The following is a 16481-nucleotide window of genomic DNA, read 5'->3' as shown; positions in this document are numbered from 1 at the left end:
TCAAAGGAGGCATCAAAATGGTTCAAGATAAAACGTTTGCCAGCCGTTTATTCGACTTTGTCAATATTACGCTCCTTGTCATCGTCTCGCTGCTCATGCTTCTGCCGTTCCTTCACGTGGTTATGGGCTCGTTCACTACAGCGGAAGAGATGGCGCGCAAGCCGTTCGTATTGATTCCAAGTGAATTTACGCTGAGCGCTTATCAATATATTTTATCGACGGGAACACTCTTTAAAGCATTGGCTGTATCTATTGGCGTTACCGTTGGCGGTACCATCATCAGTATGTTTCTGACGTCGCTCATGGCATACGGTCTGACAAGAAGAGACTTGGATGGTCGTACTACCGTTAACCTGATGATCGTATTCACCATGTTGTTCAGCGGCGGCTTGATCCCATCCTTCCTTGTCGTTAAAGCTATGGGTTTGATTGACAGCTACATGGCAATGATTTTGCCTAGTGCAATCAGTGCGTTCAATCTGATCATTCTGCGCAGCTTTTTCCAAGGACTGCCGGATGGGATTGAGGAATCTGCCAAAATCGACGGATGCGGCGATTTCGGAATTTTATTCAAAATCGTTCTGCCTTTGTCCCTGCCATCCTTGGCCACTATCTCTTTGTTCTATGCGGTAAACTACTGGAACTCCTATTTCCACGCCATTATGTTCATTAATGATGCGTCGAAATGGCCGATTCAGGTTCTGCTGCGTCAAATCGTTATCGCGGCGAGCGGGTTGGCTGCAGATACGGGTAACGATTTCATCAAACCGCCTGAGCAAACGATCAAGATGGCCGTTATCGTGGTATCGACTCTTCCAATATTGATCGTATATCCTTTCTTGCAAAAATATTTCGCCAAAGGTGCTTTGGTCGGTTCTGTCAAAGGGTAATTTCCATCCTGGCGAGACAGAGGACGTGCCTCTACAGCCTGGGTATGAAATGACGAACGCCCCTATTAGACTGCTGCAATGGCAGAAGTCTTACAGGGGCGTTACTGTTCTATGATGCAATGAAAGGTCCGTGCTTCAAGGCAAAAAGCCTGCTTGGCTGACCAGGATCTGATGTTCGGGGAAATGAGCCTTCAGCCTATTCCATACGCGCTCATAAGCGCTTCGGTCATACCATTCGGTTATGCCGAGCTCCTCGTAGATACGGCGAATGCCAAGCCGCTCGGTCCGTTTGCCGAGATTTCCGTCACCCATGAAGAAGTCATCGATGCACACCCGATCGACGACCTCGGCAAGCCGTTCGGCGAACCGATCCGAGGAAGGCAGTACCGGAGAGATAGCCGCCTGTACATCCAGACCCTCCGCTGTAAGCTGCTTCAACGCTTTCATTCTTGCCGCCAAAGGCGGCGCTGACGGGGTGAATGCACGTCTCATCGGCTCCAGATCGGTCTCCACCGTGACGCTGACCCGGACGTGCTCCTTCATCTGAAGCAGCAGATCGATATCTCGCGTGACGAGAGGGCTGCGTGTCTGCAGGAGAAGAAAATCGGGCGGTGTCTGCACCATCGCTTCTAGCAGGGAGCGGGTGAGCCGCTCGCGGTACTCTACAGGCTGATAAGGGTCCGTACTGGACGACATGAAGATCGTTACGGGACCTTTGCGCCGCGCCTTGGTAAGCTCCTTTGACAGGATTGCGGCAGCCCCTTCCTTAATATCGACCCAGGTTCCCCAGGGCTCGGAACGGAACTTGGCTACCGGCATTTCCCGCACATAGCAGTAGGAGCAGGAGAAGGCGCAGCCTGTATAGGGATTCAGTGTATGGCTGTATCCGGTCAAGTAACCGCCGGCTGGATTAAGGAGCGTCTTGGGAGCTTTATGTGTAAGGGTCGGCTGCATCAATGATCACCTCCAGGGTTGATAGATGAGGAAGCGCGCTGCTGCGAAAGGCGAGTGTAAGTTTCGGCTGCCAGCCGTACCTTACATTATAGCAAAAAAAGCACTCGCAGAGGGATTGTTCCCGGACACCCGGATTGGCCGCGGCAAAAAAGAAAGCCCTCGGCACCCGGCGGGCAGAAGGCTTAAACATCGACTATTCCATATCTTCAACGGTTTCCATGTCGTTATCGGTTTGTTCCACGGCAATGACTTTTCCGGTGTTGGCGTCTACCTTAACCTCCATCACCTGCGAATGCTTATCTTCAATGAAGACGTTGTAGACGACAGTGCCATCTTCGATCCCGAGCATAACTTCCTGTACTTTGCCGTCTACCTTTTTCTTGGCGATGGTGACGCTTTGGTCTTTTGTAATTTTGGCCTGCTTCTGGAGTTCCGCCTGCTCCGCCGCGACTTGTTCATCATAATTCATCATTTGTTCAGACTCTGCTGGAGCCGGGACCGAAGCAGGATCCGCAGAAGCCGGATGAGACAAGATCATGCCTGCACCGATAATAAGAGCCGTGACAGCGGCCCATCCCCATACTTTGTTGTTCATCTGACTGCCTCCTTGAAAAGATGATCAATAGTGGTACTAGCTATATCATATCCACAAAAAATGGGAGCTATCGCTTCAAATGACGCTGTAGGGGATGGTAATAATATGCAAAAGAAGGCCAGAAAAGGGACGGCAAGCACGGAAGCAAACTAGGATGCCTCCATGAAAATGTCAGAAAAAGACGGCCGCACAGGGCAGCCATCTCTCATGAATTGCTTATGGGAACGAATTAGTCGGAATGATGATTGGTAGGCATCGCTTCCGGAGATGTCAGTTTATCGTAGAAGTCTACGTATTTATCTTTATCATCGCTTGCGCGAAGAGCCATGGCGGCACGAGGATGCTCGTTCAATACGCCGGCAATCATGTAAGGAACGATGTAGCCCCACTCGACTTTCTCGCGCATAGGCACCAAATGTCTCTCAATCAGATCCAGAACCGGACGTACTTCGTATTTCGGATTTTTCAGGTAGCTTACCAGCAGCTCGGTAGGGCAGTTACCTGCCGCACGGCCCATGCCGAATACGGAAGCATCCAGGAATTGCACACCCTTGCTCGCGCCCATAATCGTGTTCGAGAAGGCAAGCTGCATGTTATTGTGCATATGAAGGCCGAGCTGCTTCTCAGGAAGCAAACGTTGGAATTTGGCAACGAGGTAATCAATATCGCTGTAATCCATGCTGCCGTAAGAGTCTACAATGTAGACGACGTCAACCGGGCTTTTGTTGATTTCTTCGAAAGCTTCGGTCAGCTCATTCTCCATCACGTGGGACAGCGCCATAATGTTAATGCTGGTCTCATAGCCGTAGCTGTTGAATTTGCGTACCAGCTCGAGCGCTTTATCTACATCCTTGATGTAAGTAGCTACGCGGATCAAATCAAGCTGACTTTGCTCGCGAGGGAGGATGTCGTTCTCGTCTACACGGCCGATATCGACCAGAGCGGACAGCTTGGTATCGGTTTTGTTAGGGATAACTTCCTTCAAGAAATCTTCGTTCAGGAAGCGCCACGGGCCAGCATCGGCACCTTTAAGCAGCTTGGCGGAGTTTTTATAGCCGATTTCCATATATTCGACGCCGGCTTCGCTCAAGCCCGCATACATATCTTGTACCATTTTTACGCTAAAATCCCAATTGTTGACGAGACCTCCGTCACGAATCGTGCAGTCCAAAATTTTGTGATTCATACCTCTTGTCATAATATGTGCTCCTTTTCTCGTTGTGGCGGAGTCAGCCCGGCAAAGAAACCGTATGGCGGGCGATGCTGGCCACCTTATAATACTTCGCTACTTCGAAGCTTTTTGGCTTTCAAGCGATAAAGTGGTATTTTCTAACCCTATCATTACACATCATTAACTACTTGTCAATGATAACAAAACAATGGTCAATTGACAAACATTATATGTAAATTTGGGAACTTCAAGACAGCCCGTTTTTCAGGAAAAGACGGGGCGGCTCCGCATTTCTTTTGAGGAGAGGCGCTCATTGACCCTTGGCCGGGACAGGTGATAAAATGTGGGGAATAGAATTTTGAAACAAGGTTCATTATTGTGAACTTATTTTTTATATAGTAAGGCTCAACCGCGGCAAAGCACAATCGCAGTGAAGCATATTTATGCCATGAATAATAATAATGGGGGCTATGCAAGCCATGGATAAAAAATATTGGGTGCCCGCTCTGGACCGGGCTCACCGTGTACTTCGCGAAATCGCGGAAGAGAGGGGAAGGCTCAAGCTCACTGATTTGTGCCAGCGGACCCATGTCAGCAAGAGCACGATGTTTTCTCTGCTTCAGACCATGGAGGAATTAGGCTGGATTGAGAAGGATGCAGCGGATTCCTATGGACTCGGCGGTTATTTCGGCTGGCTTGGCAGCGCGTATTTCCAGCAATTTAATTTGATTGACCTATTCAAGCGGGAAGCGCCTGCGATCATGAGGGAAATCGGAGAATCCGTTCAGCTTGCGAGGCTGGAGGGCACGGAGGTCGTCTATTTGGCGAAGGAAGCGGCCCCGACGCCGGTGCAGGTCATTTCCGGGCCGGGCTCAAGGTTCCCCGCTCATGCCACGGGTCTCGGCAAAGTCATGCTGGCCGGAGTGGATGAGGTGATGTGGGAACGCCTGTATCCGCCCGAGACTCCGTTAGCTCAGCTGACCCCTTACACTATCGTTTCGATTGAGGTATTGAAGAAGCAGGTACAGCAGGCGAGACTGGAGGGGGTGGCTTGCGATGAACAGGAGGCTGTTATGGGCTTCTGCTGCGTTGCCGCCCCTATTAAGCAGCCTGGGGGAGAGGTTTGCGGAGCAGTCAGCATCTCCATGCCTCTCCATGAGTGGGAGCGAAAGAGGGTGCAGGCCGGGACATTAGCCGTGACATTGGCGGAGAAGCTCGCCTACGGCGGCCGAGATTAACGGAGCCTGAGGATTAGGATTTATTAAACACATACATATTTAATGGTCGAAAGGAAGGTACCTCATGAGGCTTAAGTATAATCTGTGCTTTATCCGTGAAGGTGACCGGCTGCTGATGCTGAACCGGCATAAGTCTCCCTTGCTTGGGCTCTGGAACGGTGTAGGCGGTAAGCTGGAGCCGGAGGAATCCCCCTGTGAGAGCGTCCTTCGGGAGGTGCGTGAGGAGACCGGGATCCTATTGGCTGAGGCGCATTTTGGCGGGATTGTTACTTGGGAAGTCGACGGCAAGTCCAGCGGCGGAATGTATGTATACCTGGCCGATATGCCTTCCGGGAGAGGGAAGGATTTTGACCATCCGGTCGGGACGGCCGAGGGGATATTGGCATTCAAGCCTATCGAATGGGTCATTCATCCGGATAACCAGGGAGTCGCCAATCATCTCCGGCATTTCCTGCCGCCCATGCTGAATCTGGAGGAGCCTCGGGAATACCGGTGTATCTTCCGCCAAGGGCAGCTGGTCGAATGCTTTCCTCTTCCTCTGGAGGCAGCTTACGCCATAGGCGTATAATCATCTTCGCATAAAAAAGGAAGCCGACATCGTTGAACAACGGGGTCGGCTTTTTGGCGTGTTCTTATTCGACCTACGGAACTTTCAGAAGGGAAATGCTTCCTATCACAGGCAGAGGCTTCAGCTGCCCGTTGGCCGATTGCAGAATCCCTATAATGACAAGAACCAATGTGGCCAAATTGGCAATCGGAAGCAGGATCCAGCCGATAAACGGAATAAAGCCGAGCACAATATTGCAGGCGATGCTGAACAACAGCAGAACAAGTCCCTGATTGGCATGGTACATGGCGAATCGGGATTGTCTCGCGGCAAGCAGCGGAATGAAAAATATAATATAAGCGGCCACAGCAAGCCATTTGTTCTGATGGACATCAGCGGGATCGACCCCGGACGGAGCGTTTGCCGCAGGGTAGCCTCTTTCATCGTCGTTCAATGGGCTCAATGCACACACCTCTTTCTAATAAGAAGAATGGTCATGCCTGAATCGTTTTGTAACCAATTTATGCAAGGGATTTCAAGCGTATGTCTGTTTGCGGAAAAAGGAATAGTTTGGCGCGTCCGCGGGGAATCTAAGCCAAACCATCTTTTTCATGAAAGGAACGAACCGAATGACGGGTGTGCCTATCTTTTTTGAGTTTGAAAATGAAAAGTCGGCTTTGCTGGCCAAAGAAACGCTGGAGGAGCTCGGGTACCATACGGGACTGCACCGGGAATGGAAGCTGCCTGCGCTGCATATCGATGTCGAGAACAACGATCTGACCTCGGCATTGGAGATTGCCCAGGCGCACGGGGGCAGGCTGAAGGAAATGGAAGGTGCCGCAACGGAAAGCGATACCTACGCGATGGCTTATAATGAAGCCGATTATATCTCCATCCCGGCCCATCTGATCAATGAAGATCTAATGGAGAACGACAGCACGACAGCGGATACGTTCCCGGGCGTTGCTGCAGGAGAGTCGGATTCGGGCAATGGCCATCCGGTATTTGATCCTTCTACTGACGATTACAACTATTTTGATGCCGGAGTCCGATTATAAGGTCGGCTGTTTGAACAAAGGATCGGCAATAAAGCCAGGCAGCGGCCTCACGCCCACAATGCGGAGGCTGCTCTTTCTTTTGTCAGGATTTCTATTGGAGTGCTACCCCGTATCTTCTATAAATATAGACTAGAAATTAGCTTGGGTGAAAAAGATTTGCCTTAGAAAACAAAGTTGCGCTGTCCCTATTTTTCGTTGCTAGGAAAACACTGTTTCTCTAGACCCACACAAGTTTCGTTTGTTATGATGGGGTTCGGTCAAAAAGCAGCGTATTTTTCGATAAAGGAAGCTTGGGGGAGAATCAACGTGGACACATACGATAATCTGAAGCAGGGCGAGAGAGGCGCATGGGTCAGTATCATTGCCTACATTATTTTATCCGCATTCAAAATCACCATGGGATACCTGACAGGCTCTGAAGCGTTATCAGCGGATGGGATTAACAATACAACCGACATTATCGTATCTCTTGCCGTACTTATCGGCCTGCGGATCTCGCGCAAGCCGCCCGACCACGACCACCCGTACGGTCACATGCGTGCGGAAACGATCGCCTCTATGGTGGCGTCCTTCATTATGTTCGCTGCCGGTATCCAGGTGCTGATTCAGTCCGGCCAGAGCTTCTTCGAAGACAAGGGACAGGCTCCGGACATGATAGCCGCATGGATCGCCCTGATATGTGCTGCGTGCATGTGGTTCGTTTACTTATACAACAGCCGACTGGCCCGCAAAATCAACAATCAGTCGCTGATGGCCGCCGCTTACGATAACCGGTCGGATGCGCTCGTCAGTATCGGGGCCGCCGTCGGCATATTCGGAGCGCGCCTCGGAATGCCCATTCTTGATGCCATTGCTGCATTTGCGGTAGGGATCGTTATTTGCAAAACGGCCTGGGATATTTTCTACGAAGCCACTCACGCCCTGACAGACGGCTTCGATGAAGAGAAGCTGACCATGTTCCGCGAGACGGTCGGCGATACCCCCGGGGTCAAAGGAATCAAGGACATTAAAGCTCGTGTACACGGCAGCAGCGTGCTTCTGGATGTTGTCGTAGAGGTCGCAGCGGAGCTGAGTGTGGAGCAAAGCCACGATATTAGCGATGAAATCGAACGGCGCATGAACAAGAAGCATCAAATCGAGAACGTACACGTTCATATTGAGCCGTATTCAGGCAGCTGTTAATTTGTCCTTATGAGTTTGTTTAAGCCGCAGCATGGTTTCCTGCGGTTTTTTGCTATTCTGTAAAGGAAACACCCGTTAACCGGCAGTACCAGTAAAATATTGGATATGACAATAAACGTGACATGGGTATTGAAATCTGAATAAAACGAATATATAATAAATTTAACGAAAATTTCGCTATATTATCTATTAATGGTTTCCGCTCGTTCCTGACGCTTTCATTTTCAATGAAAACGGTCAAAAGGAACGGTTATCTCAGGTAAATAAGAAAGCGATTTCACATGCTTAGCTTCTTCCTATTAGGCCAAGCAAGCGAAGAAGGGCATATTGAAATGGAAGGAATTCCTGCGAGATGACCGTGACATGGGGCAAGCAAGCTTTTGAGCCGTTACTAGATAGCTGAGAGGACAACCGGGGATAGTTTGATTCGGTCACCCTGCAACCGCATCATACGACCTACACACTATTGATCAGGGGGAACTAAATATGGAAAAGGCTGCAAATCCAGTGGTTGGCGCAAACGAGTCAGGCTTGTTTAAATGGGTGGAACGTGTAGGCAATAAGCTCCCGAGCCCATTCATCTTGTTTATCTATTTGATCCTCATCTTGATGGCGGCTACTGCACTATTATCGTATTTTCATGTCGCTGCGTTCGATCCGATCAAGAAGGAACCTGTCTATGTGAAAAATCTTCTGAGCAAGGAAGGCATTCAATGGATCGTCATGAACGTAACGAAAAATTTTGCGGCCTTCACACCGCTTGCCTCAATCCTATCGTTGGTGATTGGCGTCGGGTTGGCGGAAAAGGTCGGCTTGCTCGAAGCGGTTATGCGTAAAATGACGACCCGGGTCAGCGCCAAGTATGCGAGCTACCTTGTCGTATTCATTGCCTTCTTCAGTCACGTGTCCTCGGATGCGGCGCTGGTGATTATGCCCCCTTTGGGAGCCCTCATCTTCCTGGCTGTGGGACGCCACCCGGTTGCAGGACTTCTTGCGGCCATTGCCGGCGTAGGCTCCGGGTTTACGGCCAATATTCTTATCGTGACGACGGATGTGCTGCTGTCCGGCATCAGCTCGGATATCGCCAAATCGGTCAATCCCGCAATGACGGTTAACGTCACGGACAACTGGTTCTTCATGATGACCTCGGTTATTGTACTGACGATTGTTGCAGCGCTCATTACGGATAAGTTCATTGAACCGCGACTCGGCAAGTACGAAGGAAGCAAAGACAAGCAACTGGAGAAGCTGACTGACGAGCAGAACCGGGCGCTTCGCACGACCGGTATCGTGGCCCTGATTTTCATTGCCATCATGGCGATTCTCGTTGTTCCTCAAGGAGCCCTGCTGCGTGATCCGAAATTGGGTACGGTCATACCGTCGCCGTTCATGTCAGGCATTGTGCCCATCATTATTTTGTTTTTCCTTACGATAGCGGTTACCTACGGGATCAAGATGAAGCTGATCCAAAGCCAGAACGACATTCCGAAGCTGCTTGTCAGCCCGATGAAGGGGATGGCCGGTTTTATCGTGATGGTGTTCCCTCTATCGCAATTCGTCGCCTTCTTTAACTGGAGTAACATGGGGAAATTCATGGCTCTGGGGATTACCGACTTCCTTGAAAATATGAACATGACCGGCATTCCGGTCGTTATCGGCTTGATGTTTTTGTCCGCATTGCTTACGATGTTTATTGCCAGCGGCTCGGCGATCTGGTCGATTCTGGCGCCGGTTTTCATTCCTTTGTTTATGGCGCTCGGCTACCATCCTGCGTTTGCTCAAATCGTGTTCAGGGTTGCGGATTCCTCGGTCATTCCGTTTGCTCCGATGTCGCCGTTCCTTGCGCTGTTCCTGGGCTTTTTGCAGGAATATAAGAAGGATGCGAAGCTCGGTACGTATTTCTCATTAATTTTGCCTTATCCTATCGCATTTTTTATCATTTGGACGCTGCTGCTCGTTATCTGGTTTTTCCTTGGACTGCCGATCGGGCCAGGTGTATATCCGAAGATGTAACAACAACGGAAAATATAGAAAAAGATTTAAAAGGAGCTGGAGACGTTGGACATTAGTGCCGTACGACGTGATTTGCATGAACATCCCGAGGTCGGATTTACCGAATTCCGCACCGCTTCCAAGGTTGTGGAGATGCTGACCGCATGGGGGTATGAAGTGATCTATGGACAAGATGCGCTGGATGGTCCGTCCCGCCGGGGACTTCCGTCAGACAGCGTGCTGGAAGAAGCTTATGAGAGAGCGCTGCGTGACGGAGCAAATCCGGATATCGTAGCGCGAATGAGAGGCGGCTATACGGCTGTCATCGGGATTAAAAAAGGGCGTGCGCCGGGACCGACGGTAGCCTTCCGGTTTGATATGGATGCTTTGCCGATTCGGGAAAGCGATGAGGAAAGCCACTTCCCTCAAGCGAACGGCTTCCGCTCCAAGTATGAAGGCAATATGCATGCCTGTGCCCACGACGGCCATACGACCATCGGTCTGGGACTGGCAGAGAAGCTGGCCGACGGCGATTTCTCCGGTACGGTGAAGCTCATATTCCAACCGGCTGAAGAAGGGGTTCGCGGTGCTTATTCCATCGTGCAAAAAGGGCATCTGGATGACGTCAATTATTTATTTTGTCACCATCTGGGCACGGATGTGCCTACAGGGGAGATGCACGGCGGCTCCTACGGCTTCCTGGCAAGCACCAAGCTGGCCGCGCATTTCTATGGCACAGCTTCCCATGCGGGAGCTACCCCGGAGCAGGGCCGCAACGCGCTGCTTGGCGCAGCAACAGCAACCCTGAACATTCACGCGCTGCCTCGGTTCAGCACGGGCTCGACACGCATTAACGTCGGGGTGCTGCAGAGCGGAACGGCGGCCAATATCGTTCCCGAGTATGCCAAAATGATCATCGAAACCCGCTCCATCTCCGAGGAAACGAACAGCGAGCTGGAGCGCCGGGTTCGCAATATTATTGCGAGCAGTGCGGCCATGCATGAGCTGACCTATAAGATAGAGGTCATCGGCGCGGCGATTCCGATCGTCTGCGATGAAGAGCTCGTTACACTGGCGATGGAGGAAGCGCGGCAAGTGGAGGGCTTTACTTCCATTAAAACAGGGGAGCCAAGCTCGGCTGGAAGCGAGGATGCCAGCTTCATGATCCGCAGGGTGCAGGAGCTGGGCGGCAAGGGAACGTACATGATCATCGGTTCGAATTTGCCGGCTCCGCATCATCATCCGAAGTTCGATATCGAGGAGGAAGTGCTTCCCTGGGGCATTGAGCTGCTGAACCGGATCGCCAGAAGAGTGTTGAAATAAGTTCATGTTGTTAAGGATTCAAACAATTTCGCAGAAAGGGGCTCTCCTCGGATAAGGAGGAGCCTCTTTTTTCTTCAGCCCATCCTGTAAATGAAAGGGACTCTGTAAAGCCAGCATCTCCAGTCGCCACCCCTAGCTTCTCCTTTTCCCGAATACGGGGGAACTTGCTATAATAGAATCATCTTCTAGCTGAACAAAAGAAGGAGCAAGAGCAGTGATGTATAAATTCGGCGTTGTAGGACCCGTTCCATCCGTTGAGAAAATATTGGACGTTTCCAAGGAAAGTCCATACGAAATTGAATTTATTCCGCTTCCTTACGTTAACCCGCAGGAAGTGAAGGCTATCATAGAGCAGCATCGGCATGAGGTGCACGGCTGGTTCTTCTCCGGTCCCATACCGTATCTCCGGTCCAAGGAATTGCTCCATACCGATGCGAACGTCGTTTATTGCAAGCCTACCGGGGCGAGCCTGTTCAAGAGCTTGCTGGAGCTGTCCCTCTATCGCCGTGAGGTATCCACACGGATCTCCATTGATATGATCTATACGGAGGATCTCGATTTACAGGAATCGTTATTGGAAGCGGGCTTTCCGATGGAGCAGACCTATATTAAAATGTTCGATCAGCATACGGATCCGGATGAGCTGGTTGAGTACCATCTCAAGCTGTGGAGAGAAGGGAAAATCGACGGTGCCCTAACATGCATGACCTATGTGTATCAGGCATTGCAGGGACAAGACTTCCCGGTATACCGTATCGGGATGACGCAGCAGGACATTCGCCTGGCTGTCAAAATGATCCATGAGCAGGCTAAAAGCTCCTTTTTTAAAGATACCCAGATCGGTGTAGAAATCATTGAAATCGATCAGTTCGACCAGATCTCCGAGAAATCCGGCACTCGTTATCATCTGCAGCACCTGGAGCTGAAGATCAAGCATGCGCTGCTGCTGCTCTGCGAGAGAATCGACGGCTCCCTGCTTGAGAACGGCAACGGGAGATATCAAATATTCAGCTCCCGCGGGGCCATCGAGCGGGAACTGGAGATGCTGAGGGAGACGGTGAAGCATCTGTCTCTGGAGGCTAACGTTCCGGTAGCCGTAGGCATCGGCTTCGGCACTACGGCCTTTTCGGCCGAGAACCATGCGCGGAGGGCGGTGCAGCATGCCAAGGAGAAGGAAGACAGAGGCATTGTCATCGTGCAGGAGAACGGGGTTATAGTCGAAGCCGCAGGAGAAGAGGAGGAGCTCACATACGCTTACCGCACCAATAACAAGGAGCTGCTGGAAAAGCTGGCGCAAGCGAACATCAGCGCCAAGACATACAACAAGATCGAAGCGCTTGTGCAGCGTATGGGCTGGGACGGGTTCACAACCGCAAGCCTGGCCTCTCATTTGTCCATGACGATACGCAACGCGCAGCGGATTATGGGAAGCCTGGTCGAATACGGGCTTGCCGAGGTCGGCGGCGAGGAGCTTCATTCGGTACGCGGGAGACCAAGCAAAATATACCGCCTAACCTCCGGATTGAAATAAACGGTAAGAAGTCCTATAATATTAATAAGCGCAACTTTCGTTAATTATTCGTTTATTAAATGTGAGGGACTGATGAAGATGAAGCCAACAGAACGGCTTTCAGCCATTATCGAGCAGAAGAGAGAAACCTTCATTCATCTCAGTGACTGTATTTGGGATTACGCGGAAACCCGCTTCGAGGAATTCCGCTCTGCGGAGCTGCTCTGTCAAGCATTAGAGCAAGAAGGCTTCACCGTGGAGAGAGGGGCTGGAGGCATTCCTACCGCTTTTGTCGGAAGTTATGGAAGCGGTTATCCTGTCGTTGGGCTGCTGGGTGAATTCGATGCGCTGTCCGGCCTAAGCCAGAAGAAAGCGACGCCTGAGGCGGAGCCGATCGTCCCGGGAGGCAACGGGCACGGATGCGGGCATAACCTGCTTGGTACCGGCTCTCTGGCCGCAGCCGTTGCTCTGAAGCAGTATATGGAGGAGAACGGCATTCCGGGCACCATTCGCTATTACGGCTGCCCGGGTGAAGAGGGCGGCTCCGGCAAAGCCTTTATGGCGAGAGAAGGATTGTTTGACGACGTCGATTTTGCCATCAGCTGGCATCCTATGGACTATAACAGCATCATGTCGGTCAGCTCCTTGGCGAACTATCAGGTCTATTATAAGTTTAAAGGCAGAAGCGCGCACGCGGCCGCTAGTCCACATCTGGGACGAAGCGCTCTCGACGCGGTCGAGCTGATGAATATCGGTGTGAACTATTTGCGCGAGCATATTATCCAAGAGGCTAGAGTGCACTACGCTATTACCAATAGCGGAGGTCATTCCCCGAATGTGGTGCAGGCGAATGCGGAAGTGCTGTATTTGATCCGCGCGCCGCAAATTGGGCAAGCCAAAGAGATTTTCGACAGGGTCAGCGATATAGCCCGCGGCGCGGCCCTGATGACCGGCACGGAAGTGAGCATTGTATTCGACAAAGCCTGCTCGAACCTCGTGCCGAATACGGTCATGGAGCAGGTCATGTACGAGCAGTTCACAGAGCTCGGAGTTCCGGCGCATGACGAGGCGGAGCTGGAGCTGGCGCGGCAGGTAAAGGCGACCTTATCGGAGGCGGAGATTAGCAGCGCGCCGAACATTCCGGCGGGAATGAGAGATCGTGCGATGGCGGACCGCTTGAATCCTTATACGGGAACGCTGCCGCTTTACGGTTCAACGGACGTAGGGGATGTGAGCTGGATTACGCCGACGGCTCAATGCACGACCGCATGCTTTGTTGTCGGCTCGCCGCCGCATACGTGGCAGTGGGTAACGCTGGGGGCTACCTCCATCGCTCATAAAGGCATGCTGCATGCCGGCAAGGTCATGGCGGCTACAGCCATGAAGATGATTCAGAATCCGGAGCTCATCGAGCAAGCGAAGCAGGAGCTGAAGGATCGTCTGCAAGGAAGCACTTATCAATGTCCTATTCCTAAGGATGTCGTCGCATCCGCCAGGAAATAATTCATTCACGACGTTAAGAGTCGCTAGAGCCTGTGTTACAGGCAGCCGGCGGCTCTTTTTTTTTGCAAAATAAGAGCAATCGAGCAATAAAAGTCAAACGCAATCGGCCCCGCTGCATAAATGTCCTGTTGATGGAAAATGAAAAACGTAGTATGAATGAAGAAGAATAAGCTTGATCGATGCAGGAACAATTCTCTGCAAGACAGGAAACGATTGGAGCAGATGAATGTGAAAAGAATGATATTTCGTGCACAGCTCAGAGAGGGTCAGGAAGAGGCGGGGCTTAAGCAGCTGCTGGAATCCCAAGCCGCGAGAAGGCTCGTGGATGAAGGCGCTTTGATGACCATTGCCGCATTCCGCTGGATGAGGAACGTGTTTTTGTATTATGAATGCATTCGGGAAGAAATTCACCCCGACACCCTGTTCCAAGGTGCGGCTCCCTTTTTGGAGGATTGGCCGGGACAAGAGAGCAAGAGACAATGGATTCCGATGGTCGACGTGTTTCATTTTAACGAGCCGGTAAGCTACGAGCACTGGATTCGCAAAGCCCCGGTAGAGCGCAGGGCGGGCCGAGTCGCACATCTGAAGCCGGAGATGATGGCCAGCTACATTTATTATCATTATCAGCTGCAGGAGGAGCGGGCTTTCCTGGGTGAAAAGTACGAAATTATCGCCATGCACGAAAACCTGCTCTTCGGCTATCAGGAGTTTCCAAAGGTCGTGGAAGAGCCGTTGGCTCCTAAGAAATTGAACACGAAGGGCACTCCCGAGAACTGGAACGATTCGCGAATGGACCTTCATTTTCAGGCCTGGGAGGATGGTCATCTGTACTTCAAGCATATCGAGCCGATCTTTGCCTATTACTGTGGCGATGAGCATAATGAACGCATATAGAGAGGATGAAGCAGCGTGATAGTGAATATTAAAGATTTTGGCGCCGTTGGCGACGGAGTCACTAAAGATACGGCCGGCATACAAGCGGCGATTGATCATTGCTTTGAACAGGGCGGAGGCACGGTAATCGTGCCTAAGGGAGACTATTTGTCGGGCACGCTGATGATCAAATCGTATGTCAATCTGCATTTGGAGCCGGCCGCGCGAATTGTAAGCAGCATGGAGGAGCGGGATTTCGTCGCTCCGAAGACGGCAGGGTCGGAGGAGCTTTTTTACAGCGAAGGCCAAGGGAAAAATGCGCTGATCTGCGCACGGCACGCCGAGAAGGTATCGATTACCGGTCTTGGCACCATTGATGGGCGCGGGGAGCATTTTCTGGAGCCTGAGGATGGGGTGAGCGACTATGTGCTGCTTCCATTGGGAGGGTTCCGGCCCAAGCTGATCGACTTTGAGGGCTGCACCGACGTGCTGTTCCGGGATGTAACGCTGTATCGCGCATCTTCTTGGGGACTGCATATGACCGGCTGCAACCGCGTCAATATTAACGGGATTAAGATTCTGGGACAGCAGCGCGGGCCGAACAATGACGGGATCGATCCGGATTGCTGTAAGGACGTGCATATTTCCGACTGCCACATTGAGACGGGCGATGATTGCATCGTGGTGAAAACGACGAAGAACGGTGCGGAGCGCTACGGCGCTTGCGAGAATATTACCGTTACCAACTGTACGCTGGTCACACACGATTCCGCTGTGAAAATCGGCACGGAAACCCACGCCGATATCCGCAATATCGTCGTCCAGAACTGTGTCATCCGCAATTCCAACCGTGGACTCGGTTTATGGGTTCGCGATGGCGCTACTGTCGAAAATATTTTGTTCTCAAACATCGTCATCGAGACGAGATTGTTCAGTGATGCGGAGGAGACCGAGAGAGAGCTTCGCTGGTGGGGCAAGGGCGAGCCGATCTTTATTACGGCGGAACGCCGCAATGGTGCACAGCATGCACCGGGTAAAATCCGCAATATCCGCTTTGATCACATCACGGTGGAATCCGAAGGCGGCGTCTATCTGGAAGGCTCGGAGGAAAGCGTCATCGAGAACATCTCGATTCGCGGACTCAAGCATACGATGAGAGTGAAAAGCGGCTATCCCGGCGGCCTATTCGACACGCAGCCTTCAGCACGAGGAGTATTTCCGCATCATATTCCGGCCGTGTTCTGCCGTTACGCGAAGAATGTATCGCTCGATGATGTGGAGGTCACATGGAATGGCGAGCCGAACGAGCACTGGTCCAATGCGATGTATGGTGAGCATATCGAGCAATTGTCTCTCAAGGGCTTCCGCGGCAAGGCGGCTAAGGAGGATGTCAGCGCCATTGAACTGAAGGATGTTCAAGAGCTGTCTGTCGAAGGCTGCAAGGCTGAGAGCGGTACAGCTGCTTTCCTGACATTGGAGCAGGTAAACGCGGACGAGCTGTTCGTCGTCGGCAACGACTTCTCGAAAGCGAGAGAAGCGGTTCGCTTCGCGGACGGGACAAGCCCTGAGTATTTCTCAGCGGCGAACCGGATGCCGAAATAGCATGAAACAACTTGAGCACACCTCATATAAAGGTGTGCTTTTT

Annotated in this window: 15 protein-coding genes; 11 read left to right on the top strand and 4 right to left on the bottom strand. The window is 51.6% G+C overall.

What is annotated here, in order from left to right; genetic code table 11:
* Positions 1–17: 17 nt before the first annotated feature.
* Positions 18–890: a carbohydrate ABC transporter permease gene (locus B1728_RS27475; protein ID WP_079913633.1), complete on the top strand. Its 873-nt coding sequence runs from the start codon at positions 18–20 to the stop codon at positions 888–890.
* Positions 891–1025: 135 nt separating this feature from the next.
* Here the strand turns inward: B1728_RS27475 and B1728_RS27470 are convergent, their stop codons facing one another.
* The 3 genes from B1728_RS27470 to B1728_RS27460 form a co-directional block, all read right to left on the bottom strand.
* Positions 1026–1844 carry an SPL family radical SAM protein gene (locus B1728_RS27470; RefSeq protein WP_079913632.1) on the bottom strand — a complete coding sequence of 273 codons (819 nt, stop codon included), beginning with the start codon at positions 1842–1844 and terminating at the stop codon, positions 1026–1028.
* A gap of 193 nt (positions 1845–2037) precedes the next feature.
* Entirely contained in the window at positions 2038–2439 is a 402-nt protein-coding gene (locus B1728_RS27465) for a PepSY domain-containing protein (RefSeq protein WP_079913631.1), read from the bottom strand.
* A 229-nt stretch (positions 2440–2668) separates the two neighbouring features.
* The gene (locus B1728_RS27460) at positions 2669–3637 is read right to left on the bottom strand and encodes an aldolase catalytic domain-containing protein (protein WP_079913630.1); all 969 of its coding nucleotides are present in this window, start codon (positions 3635–3637) and stop codon (positions 2669–2671) included.
* Between the two features lie 452 nt (positions 3638–4089).
* Between B1728_RS27460 and B1728_RS27455 the strand changes: the two genes are divergently transcribed.
* Both B1728_RS27455 and B1728_RS27450 read left to right on the top strand, forming a co-directional pair.
* Positions 4090–4848, top strand: a complete 759-nt coding sequence (locus B1728_RS27455; RefSeq protein WP_079913629.1) for an IclR family transcriptional regulator — start codon at positions 4090–4092, stop codon at positions 4846–4848.
* 64 nt (positions 4849–4912) lie between these two features.
* Positions 4913–5416, top strand: a complete 504-nt coding sequence (locus B1728_RS27450; RefSeq protein ID WP_079913628.1) for an NUDIX hydrolase — start codon at positions 4913–4915, stop codon at positions 5414–5416.
* Positions 5417–5489: 73 nt separating this feature from the next.
* On the opposite strand, the gene B1728_RS27445 is transcribed toward B1728_RS27450, so the two are convergent.
* Entirely contained in the window at positions 5490–5849 is a 360-nt protein-coding gene (locus tag B1728_RS27445) for a DUF4870 domain-containing protein (RefSeq protein WP_079913775.1), read from the bottom strand.
* 175 nt (positions 5850–6024) lie between these two features.
* Between B1728_RS27445 and B1728_RS27440 the strand changes: the two genes are divergently transcribed.
* The 8 genes from B1728_RS27440 to B1728_RS27405 all read left to right on the top strand — a co-directional run bounded on the left by B1728_RS27440 (position 6025) and on the right by B1728_RS27405 (position 16438).
* Positions 6025–6453 (top strand): hypothetical protein, encoded by a 429-nt coding sequence (locus B1728_RS27440; protein WP_079913627.1) that lies wholly within the window; start codon positions 6025–6027, stop codon positions 6451–6453.
* A 306-nt stretch (positions 6454–6759) separates the two neighbouring features.
* A complete protein-coding gene (locus B1728_RS27435; RefSeq protein WP_079913626.1) occupies positions 6760–7635 on the top strand; it encodes a cation diffusion facilitator family transporter in 876 nt (291 codons plus the stop codon).
* 486 nt (positions 7636–8121) lie between these two features.
* Positions 8122–9648, top strand: coding sequence for an AbgT family transporter (locus tag B1728_RS27430; RefSeq protein WP_079913625.1), 1527 nt, complete (start codon positions 8122–8124; stop codon positions 9646–9648).
* Positions 9649–9693: 45 nt separating this feature from the next.
* A complete protein-coding gene (locus B1728_RS27425; protein WP_079913624.1) occupies positions 9694–10950 on the top strand; it encodes an amidohydrolase in 1257 nt (418 codons plus the stop codon).
* A gap of 217 nt (positions 10951–11167) precedes the next feature.
* Positions 11168–12481 carry a hypothetical protein gene (locus B1728_RS27420; RefSeq protein ID WP_079913623.1) on the top strand — a complete coding sequence of 438 codons (1314 nt, stop codon included), beginning with the start codon at positions 11168–11170 and terminating at the stop codon, positions 12479–12481.
* A 78-nt stretch (positions 12482–12559) separates the two neighbouring features.
* Complete coding sequence (locus B1728_RS27415; protein ID WP_218672321.1) at positions 12560–13963, top strand: M20 family metallopeptidase; 1404 nt, start codon at positions 12560–12562, stop codon at positions 13961–13963.
* A 222-nt stretch (positions 13964–14185) separates the two neighbouring features.
* Complete coding sequence (locus B1728_RS27410) at positions 14186–14857, top strand: hypothetical protein (RefSeq protein WP_079913621.1); 672 nt, start codon at positions 14186–14188, stop codon at positions 14855–14857.
* A gap of 15 nt (positions 14858–14872) precedes the next feature.
* Positions 14873–16438, top strand: a complete 1566-nt coding sequence (locus B1728_RS27405) for a glycoside hydrolase family 28 protein (protein WP_079913620.1) — start codon at positions 14873–14875, stop codon at positions 16436–16438.
* The last annotated feature ends 43 nt before the right edge of the window (positions 16439–16481 follow it).

The sequence above is a fragment of the Paenibacillus sp. 32352 genome, from assembly GCF_002042965.1.
In the GTDB taxonomy this organism is placed as follows: domain Bacteria; phylum Bacillota; class Bacilli; order Paenibacillales; family NBRC-103111; genus Paenibacillus_S; species Paenibacillus_S vulneris.
This window is presented reverse-complemented; position numbering and strand designations above follow the sequence as displayed.

Excerpts from the sequence above, each read along its gene's own strand:
- B1728_RS27475 (WP_079913633.1), top strand. The coding sequence starts at position 18 with ATGGTTCAAGATAAAACGTTTGCCAGCCGTTTATTCGACTTTGTCAAT.
- B1728_RS27470 (WP_079913632.1), bottom strand. The coding sequence starts at position 1,844 with ATGCAGCCGACCCTTACACATAAAGCTCCCAAGACGCTCCTTAATCCA.
- B1728_RS27465 (WP_079913631.1), bottom strand. The coding sequence starts at position 2,439 with ATGAACAACAAAGTATGGGGATGGGCCGCTGTCACGGCTCTTATTATC.
- B1728_RS27460 (WP_079913630.1), bottom strand. The coding sequence starts at position 3,637 with ATGACAAGAGGTATGAATCACAAAATTTTGGACTGCACGATTCGTGAC.
- B1728_RS27455 (WP_079913629.1), top strand. The coding sequence starts at position 4,090 with ATGGATAAAAAATATTGGGTGCCCGCTCTGGACCGGGCTCACCGTGTA.
- B1728_RS27450 (WP_079913628.1), top strand. The coding sequence starts at position 4,913 with ATGAGGCTTAAGTATAATCTGTGCTTTATCCGTGAAGGTGACCGGCTG.
- B1728_RS27440 (WP_079913627.1), top strand. The coding sequence starts at position 6,025 with ATGACGGGTGTGCCTATCTTTTTTGAGTTTGAAAATGAAAAGTCGGCT.
- B1728_RS27430 (WP_079913625.1), top strand. The coding sequence starts at position 8,122 with ATGGAAAAGGCTGCAAATCCAGTGGTTGGCGCAAACGAGTCAGGCTTG.
- B1728_RS27420 (WP_079913623.1), top strand. The coding sequence starts at position 11,168 with ATGTATAAATTCGGCGTTGTAGGACCCGTTCCATCCGTTGAGAAAATA.
- B1728_RS27415 (WP_218672321.1), top strand. The coding sequence starts at position 12,560 with ATGAAGCCAACAGAACGGCTTTCAGCCATTATCGAGCAGAAGAGAGAA.
- B1728_RS27410 (WP_079913621.1), top strand. The coding sequence starts at position 14,186 with ATGAATGTGAAAAGAATGATATTTCGTGCACAGCTCAGAGAGGGTCAG.